6 protein-coding genes and 1 tRNA gene are annotated in these 7,901 nt (G+C 71.8%); 2 read left to right on the top strand and 5 right to left on the bottom strand.

The features are described 5' to 3' along the window. Positions 1-109 precede the first annotated feature (109 nt). Together ACFWI4_RS37780 and ACFWI4_RS37775 are read left to right on the top strand one after the other, a co-directional pair. On the top strand, positions 110-397 hold the full coding sequence (locus ACFWI4_RS37780) for a hypothetical protein (RefSeq protein ID WP_387205775.1): 288 nt from the start codon (positions 110-112) through the stop codon (positions 395-397). Between the two features lie 262 nt (positions 398-659). After that, positions 660-746, top strand: a tRNA-Ser gene (locus ACFWI4_RS37775). A gap of 21 nt (positions 747-767) precedes the next feature. On the opposite strand, the gene ACFWI4_RS37770 is transcribed toward ACFWI4_RS37775, so the two are convergent. From ACFWI4_RS37770 to ACFWI4_RS37750, 5 genes are all read right to left on the bottom strand, one after another. Next, positions 768-1,622: an HAD family hydrolase gene (locus ACFWI4_RS37770; protein ID WP_387205773.1), complete on the bottom strand. Its 855-nt coding sequence runs from the start codon at positions 1,620-1,622 to the stop codon at positions 768-770. Beyond that, positions 1,619-2,896, bottom strand: a complete 1,278-nt coding sequence (gene serS / locus ACFWI4_RS37765; protein ID WP_385409019.1) for a serine--tRNA ligase — start codon at positions 2,894-2,896, stop codon at positions 1,619-1,621. Before serS ends, ACFWI4_RS37770 begins: the two co-directional genes overlap by 4 nt. A 572-nt stretch (positions 2,897-3,468) precedes the next feature. Further along, positions 3,469-4,404, bottom strand: a complete 936-nt coding sequence (pheA, locus tag ACFWI4_RS37760) for a prephenate dehydratase (RefSeq protein ID WP_387205770.1) — start codon at positions 4,402-4,404, stop codon at positions 3,469-3,471. A 128-nt stretch (positions 4,405-4,532) separates the two neighbouring features. After that, positions 4,533-5,867, bottom strand: coding sequence for an iron uptake transporter deferrochelatase/peroxidase subunit (gene efeB, locus ACFWI4_RS37755; protein WP_387205768.1), 1,335 nt, complete (start codon positions 5,865-5,867; stop codon positions 4,533-4,535). 8 nt (positions 5,868-5,875) lie between these two features. Continuing rightward, positions 5,876-7,897, bottom strand: a complete 2,022-nt coding sequence (locus tag ACFWI4_RS37750; protein WP_387205766.1) for a copper resistance CopC/CopD family protein — start codon at positions 7,895-7,897, stop codon at positions 5,876-5,878. Between the last annotated feature and the right edge of the window lie 4 nt (positions 7,898-7,901).

The following is a 7,901-nucleotide window of genomic DNA, read 5'->3' as shown; positions in this document are numbered from 1 at the left end:
CGTCTGGTGGGCGGCACGCGCGCGGGGAGCCCCCTTTTTTCTTGACAGCGGCTTCATCCCGGCCCGGGCACACTGGGCGAACGGGGACGCACGGCCGGGAGGAACGGGGATGACGACCGAGGAACCACGGGGTGACGGCGGGGACGTGCCCCGCGAAGGACACGGGGACCGGGCGGCGGACGGGCCCGCGGGCGCGGCGGGGGAGCCGTGGGACGACCTCGTGCTCGACGAGAGCTTCATACGCTCCGCCGAGACGACCGAGCCGTCGGCCCGCGCGCGCATGCTCGCCGCCCGCTGGCGTGAGGGCGGCCCCGATCCGCAGCCCTGGCGCTCCGACGAGCCGCCCGCGGGCTGGTTCTTCAGCAGGGGCCGCCGGCGCAGATGGCGCCGCAAGTGAGCCCCGGCGGACCCGCTCTTTAATCAGTGGCGCCCAAGTCGGCGTACGGGCACAGTGGTTGTGTTCACGCCGCCGCGTCGAGCCGGCGCCGCATTCTGGGAGAGGAGCGAGACGATGTTCATCAGGAGCAGTTCGTCGAGCTCCCGACAGGGCAGCCCGCGGCGGGTTCCGGAGTAGTCACTACCTCCGTCGAACCCGCTCGCAGGGGGAGTTGCCCGGGGCGGCCGCTTCGAGCGCGCGTCACCGCGCGGGCCGCCCACCCGGAGGATTGGCCGAGTGGAAAGGCACCGGCTTGCTAAGCCGTGGTCGGGGGTGAAACCCCGCGCGCGTTCGATCCGCGCATCCTCCGCAAGACACAGCGGTCCAGGCGCTACGAGTCCGCCAGCAACCGTTCCAGCACGACCGCGATCCCGTCCTCGTCGTTCGAGGACGTCACCTCGTCCGCGATCGCCTTGAGTTCGTCGTGGGCGTTCGCCATGGCCACCGAGCGGGCCGCCCAGGCGAACATCGGGACGTCGTTCGGCATGTCGCCGAACGCGATGGTCCCGGCGGCCCTCACGCCCAGACGGCGGGCCGCCAGGGACAGCCCCGTCGCCTTGGACAGTCCGAGGGGGAGCAGTTCCACGATCCCCGCGCCCGCCATCGTCACACCGACGAGTCCGCCGGCGACCTTCACGGCCAGGGCCGCGAGCTCGTCGTCGGAGAGGGTCGGGTGCTGGATGTACACCTTGTTCAGCGGGGCCGACCAGAGGTCCGCCGCGTCCTTGATCGGGACGACCGGGAGCGAGCCCTCCAGCCTGCGGTAGCCGGGGCCCACCAGCACCTCGCCGTCGAGGCCGTCGCGGCTCGCGGCCAGCAGCAGCGGACCCACCTCCGCCTCGATCTTGGCGAGCGCCAGACCGGCCAGCTGCCGGTCCAGGGTCACCGACGTGAGCAGACGGTGCTGCCCCGCGTCGTAGACCTGCGCGCCCTGACCGCAGACCGCGAGGCCCTCGTAGCCGAGCTCGTCGAGGATGTGACGCGTCCAGGGGACGGCCCGCCCGGTGACGACGATGTGGGCCGCGCCCGCCTCGGTCACCGCGGCGAGCGCGTCACGCGTGCGCGCCGAGACCGTCCCGTCGGAACGCAGCAGCGTCCCGTCGAGGTCGGTCGCGACGAGCCTGTACGGGAACGCCCCCGGCTCCGCGGCAGGGGACGGTCCCGTCGAACCGGTGGTGCCGCTCACTTGGAGATCGGCTCCAGAACCTCACGGCCGCCCAGGTAGGGACGCAGCAGCTCGGGAACGCGGACCGAGCCGTCGGCGAGCTGGTGGTTCTCCAGGATCGCGACGATGGTGCGCGGGACGGCGCACAGCGTGCCGTTCAGGGTGGCGAGGGGCTGGACCTTCTTGCCGTCGCGCATGCGGACGGACAGGCGGCGGGCCTGGAAGCCGTCGCAGTTGGAGGCCGAGGTCAGCTCGCGGTACTTGCCCTGGGTCGGGATCCACGCCTCGCAGTCGAACTTGCGGGAGGCCGAGGCCCCCAGGTCGCCGCTGGCCACGTCGATCACCTGGAAGGGCAGTTCGAGGCCGGTCAGCCACTGCTTCTCCCACTCCAGGAGCCGCAGGTGCTCGTTCTCGGCGTCCGCCGGGTCGACGTACGAGAACATCTCGACCTTGTCGAACTGGTGCACGCGGAAGATGCCGCGGGTGTCCTTGCCGTAGGTGCCCGCCTCGCGGCGGAAGCACGGCGAGAAGCCGGCGTAGCGCATCGGCAGCTTGTCGGCGTCGAGGATCTCGTCCATGTGGTACGCGGCGAGGGGGACCTCGGAGGTGCCGACCAGGTAGTAGTCGTCCTTCTCCAGGTGGTACACGTTCTCCGCGGCCTGGCCGAGGAAGCCGGTGCCCTCCATGGCGCGCGGGCGCACCAGGGCCGGGGTCAGCATCGGCGTGAAGCCGGCCTCCGTGGCCTGCGCGATCGCCGCGTTGACCAGGGCGAGCTCCAGGAGGGCGCCGACGCCGGTCAGGTAGTAGAAGCGCGAGCCGGAGACCTTGGCGCCGCGCTCGACGTCGATGGCGCCGAGGGCCTCGCCGAGCTCCAGGTGGTCCTTGGGCTCGAAGCCCTCGGCGGCGAAGTCGCGGATGGTCCCGTGCGTCTCCAGGACGACGAAGTCCTCCTCGCCGCCGACCGGGACGTCCGGGTGCACCAGGTTGCCGAGCTGGAGGAGGAGCCGCTTGGTCTCCTCGTCCGCCTCGTTCTGTTCGGCCTCGGCGGCCTTGACGTCGGTCTTGAGCTGCTCGGCCTTCTTGAGCAGCTCGGCCCGCTCGTCGGGGGAGGCCTTGGGAATCAGCTTTCCGAGCGACTTCTGCTCGGAACGCAGTTCGTCGAAGCGGACGCCGGACGACCTGCGCCGCTCGTCGGCGGAGAGAAGGGAGTCGACGAGCGCGACATCCTCTCCACGGGCGCGCTGGGAGGCGCGAACACGGTCGGGGTCCTCACGGAGCAGGCGAAGGTCAATCACCCCACAAGGCTACCGGTGCCTGCTTCCGCCCAACGACCCGATATTCCAGAGCGTGACCGCTGTCACGGTATGAGTGAAATGCCGGACGGAATCCCCTGAACACCGGACGGCACCGGGGGAAACGGGCCCGCTCCACGGACCGGGGCGGACGGCGCCGCGTCGGCTGTCCGGATTTCCTTGTGCGGGGCGGGACTTGCGGACCGGGTTGTCCACAGGGGGTGGGCCTCCCGGATAGTTATCCACAGGCTGTGTGGAAGATCTGTGGATGTCGGAATTGATCATTCCGATCCCTCTTCGGAAGCCGAGGAATTCCCGGTCCAAACCCTCCGTACACCCACTTTCGGGTGTAAACGATTCGCTCCATAGGGTTGATCAATGGAAAAGGGTAGACGAAGAGGGACGTGCAAGGGTGTGGACGGACTTGGGTCGAGTAGCCGATTTGTCGACGATGTAGTGCTTCGTTGTCGACTTGTCCCCAGGTCGAGAAGCGTGCCTGTGGATAACTTTGTGGATGACGGAAATCGGCAGGCGGGACCTGGGGCAAGCGCTCGGACGGGTGTGGACCGGCGGTGTCAGAACCGGCCGTCGGCGCAGCGCGCCAGCCAGTCCGAGGCCGCGGAGAACTCGCCGTCCGACGTGCCGGGCCGCAGCGGCCGTACGTCCTCCAGCGGAACACCGGCCCGCGGATAGGAACCGAGAAAGCGCACCTGGGGGCAGATCCGCTTGAGGCCCATCAGCGCCTCGGCCACACGGCGGTCGGTGATGTGGCCCTCGGCGTCGACCGAGAAGCAGTAATTGCCGATGCCCTGTCCGGTCGGGCGGGATTCGATCCGCATCAGGTTGACGCCGCGCACCGCGAATTCCTGGAGCAGTTCGAGCAGGGCGCCGGGATGGTCGTCGCCGAGCCAGATGACGACGGACGTCTTGTCGGCGCCGGTCGGCGCGGCGGGCCGGGCCGGGCGGCCGACCAGCACGAAACGGGTCTCGGCGTTCGCCGCGTCGTGGATCTCGGTGACCAGCGGTTCGAGGCCGTACGTGGCCGCGGCGAACTCGCCGGCGAAGGCCGCGTCGTAACGGCCCTCCTGGACCAGCCGCGCGCCGTCCGCGTTCGAGGCCGCGGACTCCCAGACGGCGTCCGGCAGCTGGGCGGCCAGCCAGTTGCGCACCTGGGGCTGGGCGACGGGGTGCCCGGTGACCGTCTTGACGTCCTTCAGTGCCGTGCCGGGCCTGACCAGCAGGGCGAAGGCGATCGGCAGCACGACCTCGCGGTAGATCATCAGCGGGTCGCCCTTGGCCAGCTCGTCCAGGGTGGCGGTGACCCCGCCCTCGACGGAGTTCTCGATCGGGACGAGCGCGCCCGCGGCCTGGCCGCCGCGGACCGCGTCGAGCGCGGCCGGGACGGACACCATGGGGACCAGCTCCCGCGTCGCGGCCTCGGGAAGCGTGCGAAGGGCGGCCTCGGTGAACGTACCCTCGGGGCCGAGATAGGTGTAGCGCGTCGCCGACATACCGTCACCCTAATGGGCCGCACCCGACCTCGTCGGACGCCCGCGGACCCCGGTCAGGAGGCCGGTACGCGCCCCGGTACCACGGTACGGAACGCGGTACCGCAGCCCGGTCCGCCGCCTCGCGTCCCTCACCCCTCCAGCAGCCGCTGTCCCACGTACTCCCCCTGCGCAGCGCCGCCCGGCACCGCGAAGAGGCCGCTCGACTCATGGCGGATGAACGTCGAGAGCGCGTCGCCGCGGTCGAGCTTGCGCTGGACGGGGACGAACCCGCGCACCGGGTCGGCCTGCCAGCACACGAAGAGCAGTCCGGCATCGGGCGTCCCGTCCGCCCCGATGCCGTCGTGGAAGGAGAACGGGCGGCGGAGCATGGCGGCGCCGCCGTTCTGGTCGGGCCGGGTGATGCGGGCGTGCGCGTTGACGGGCACGACCGGGCTGCCGTCGGCGCCGGTCTTGTCCAGGTCCATCGGGGTGGTCTCGGTGCCGCCGCTGAGGGGTGCCCCGGTGGACTTCCTGCGCCCGATGACGTCCTCCTGGGCCTTGCCCGAGAGCTTCTCCCAGTCGTCGAGAAGCATCCGGATCCGGCGGACGACGGCGTAGGAGCCGTTCGCCATCCACTCCGGGGAGGTGGAGGCGGGGACGAAGATGCGTCCGTCGAAGTCGGGCTCGGACGGTTTCGGATTGCGGGTGCCGTCGATCTGGCCCATCAGATTGCGGGCGGTCATCGGCTCGGCGGTGGCTCCCGGCGAGCGGTTGAAGCCGTTCATCTGCCAGCGCACCCGTGCCGCGGTGCCGGCGTCCTTCTGGATCGCGCGCAGGGCGTGGAAGGCGACGAGGGCGTCGTCGGCTCCGATCTGTACCCAGAGGTCGCCGTCGCTGCGGGTCTTGTCGAGGCGGTCGGAGGAGAAGGCGGGCAGCGGGTCCAGGGCGACCGGCCGCTGCTTCTCCAGACCCGTGCGCGAGAAGAAGCTGTGTCCGAAGCCGAAGGTGACGGTGAGGGACGACGGGCCGGCGTCCCGTGCCACGTCCGTGTCCCCGTGGGCCGCGGCCTCCCCCGCCATCAGCCGCGCGGCCGTCACCGACCAGCGGCGCAGCAGTGCGGCGGCCTCCCGGCGGCCCGCTCCGGCCGTCAGGTCGAAGGCGACGAGATGGCCGCTCGACTGGAGGGCGTCGGTGATGCCCGGCTGATGTTTCCCGTGAAACATTGCCATGTTCGCGCCGACGGAGGTGAGCGGGACGGTCTTCGCGGGTGCCGGCGCCGACGCGTACCCCACGGCCGCCCCCGCCGCTCCGAGCGCGAGCCCGGTGGCCCCGGCCGTTCCCAGCAGACGGCGCCGTGACATGACCCCCTGCGGGGAGTCGCCGGACGCCGGAGCGGCGGGGGACGCCTGGGCGGACGGGGTCGTGCGCCCGGAGGCGGAGGAGGTCCCGGGACCGGTGGTCCCCGGGGTGGACTGGTCAGGCATGGTCAGGTTCAGCCGATCTGCGCGGTCTTGTTCACGGTGGCCTGGTCGATGTCGGAGGTGCGCACGGTCACCGCGATCTTCCAGTCGCCCGCCATGGGGATCTGTACTCCGCTCGCCGCCCAGTGTCCGGTGGCGACCCGGTCGGGGGTCACGGGCAGGGGGCCGACGTTCTTCGCGGTGAGGGTGAAGGCGATCTTCACCTCGGGCACGTCGAAGGCCTTGCCGTTCGGCCGGAGCACGAAGACGTGCATCTGGTTGCCGCCGACGCGGGCCGGGTCGAGGGTGATCTCCACCGTGCCCTTGCCGTCCTCGCCGCCGGTGTCGAAGGGGATCTTCAGGGACAGCGGTCCGGAGCGGCGTGCGGAGGACGCGGTGGCCTGCGCGGCCTCCTCCGCCGTACGTCCCGGCTCGGTGGCCGTGAGCACGGTGGTGACCGCGAGCAGGACGACCGCGACCCCGGCCTCGGCGAGCACCGAGCGCCGCAGGCCCGAGCGCTGCGGGTCGGCGTCCCGGACCCGCTTGTCGCGGGTGGAGTCCACGGCGGCCTGCTGCCGGGCGAGCTGGGCGGCGCGCCGGGAGTCGGCGGGGACGGTGGCGGGCGTCCGCACCTCGGAGCGCTGCTCCACGACGACCGGGGTGGCCTCGGAAACCGCCGGTTCGGTCAGCTGGGCCGTCCAGCGGCGCGAGATCCACGCGATGCCCACGAGGACGGCCACGAGACCGACCTTGACGAGCAGCAGCTGTCCGTACGACGTGTCGGTGAGCGCCGACCAGGAGCCGAGCTGGCGCCACGACTGGTAGATCCCGGTCGCCACCAGCACGAGGACGGAGCCGAACGCGAGGCGGGAGAAGCGGCGTACGGCCGCGGCCTCGATCGGCGCCTCGGCGGGAGCCCGGAACAGGGCCACCAGCAGCGTGGACAGTCCGCCGAGCCAGACGGCGACGGCCAGCAGGTGCAGGATGTCGACGGGCATCGCGATGCCCGGCTGGAGTCCGGTCGAGGCGTGCTCGGCCATGGCCCAGCTCGCGGCGAGACCGGCCGCGACGACGGTGCCGCCGACGGCGAGCCCGAAGGTGAGGTCGTTCTTCTCCGCGGCCAGGTGCCCGGAGTCGGCGGCCGGATCCTGGGCGTTCGTGCCCGGGTCCCCGTCGTCGGAGGCGCCTGCGTCCGCGGTCCCGGCGGAGCCGCGGTCGCCCGCGCCGTGGTCCGTGCCGTCGTCCGTGCCGCCCGCCCGTTCGTCCTCGTCGCGCTTCGCGTACGCGCCGAAGAGCACCGCGATGAACAGCGCGGCGGCGGCGAGCAGCAGCAGCCTCGACACCAGCGCCGCGCCCGACTTGGTCTGGAGCACCTCACCGAGCAGGTTCAGGTCGAAGATGTCGCCGACCTTGCCCGACCCCACGTACGAACCGCGCAGGAGCAGCAGGGCGAGGGTGGAGACGGTCAGGGTGAGCCAGCCGCCGACCACGAGCCGCTGCACCGGCCGGACGCCCGCCCCCCGCTGCCAGCAGGCCAGCACGAACGCGGCGCCGCCGACGAGCAGGATGAATCCCGCGTACGAGAAGTAGCGTCCGGTCGAGTAGAGGAAGCCCACCACGCCGCCGCCCACGGCCTGGCCGGTCGGTGAGACGGAGGTCTGCGAGGGGGCGCCGATGGAGAAGGTGAAGGCGCCGGAGACGGGGTGGCTGTCCGCCGACACCACCTGGAAGGTGACGGTGTAGGTGCCGTCGGGCAGCCCCGGCCGCAGCTTCAGGCCGTAGGTGTCGCCGCCGAGGTCGCTCGCGCCGCCGGCGTCGACCCGGTCGCCCTTGGGGTCGAGCACCTGGAGCGAGTCGCCGTTCAGCGAGACCTGTTCGGAGAAGGTGAGCGAGACCTGGTCGGGTGCCTTGTCGACCACCGATCCCTGCGTCGGGTTGCTCCCGGTCAGAGCGGCGTGCGCGGAGGCGGGCGCGGCGCCCGCCAGGAGCGCGCCGCAGACGGCGAGGAACAGGAGCAGGAGGGTCCTGAAGCGGGGGGCGATGGTCGGTTTCACGGTG

This window comes from Streptomyces sp. NPDC127038 (assembly GCF_042725875.1).
In the GTDB taxonomy this organism is placed as follows: Bacteria; Actinomycetota; Actinomycetes; order Streptomycetales; family Streptomycetaceae; genus Streptomyces.
Note: the sequence above shows the minus strand (reverse complement) of the source record. Positions and strands in the feature narration are given on the sequence as shown.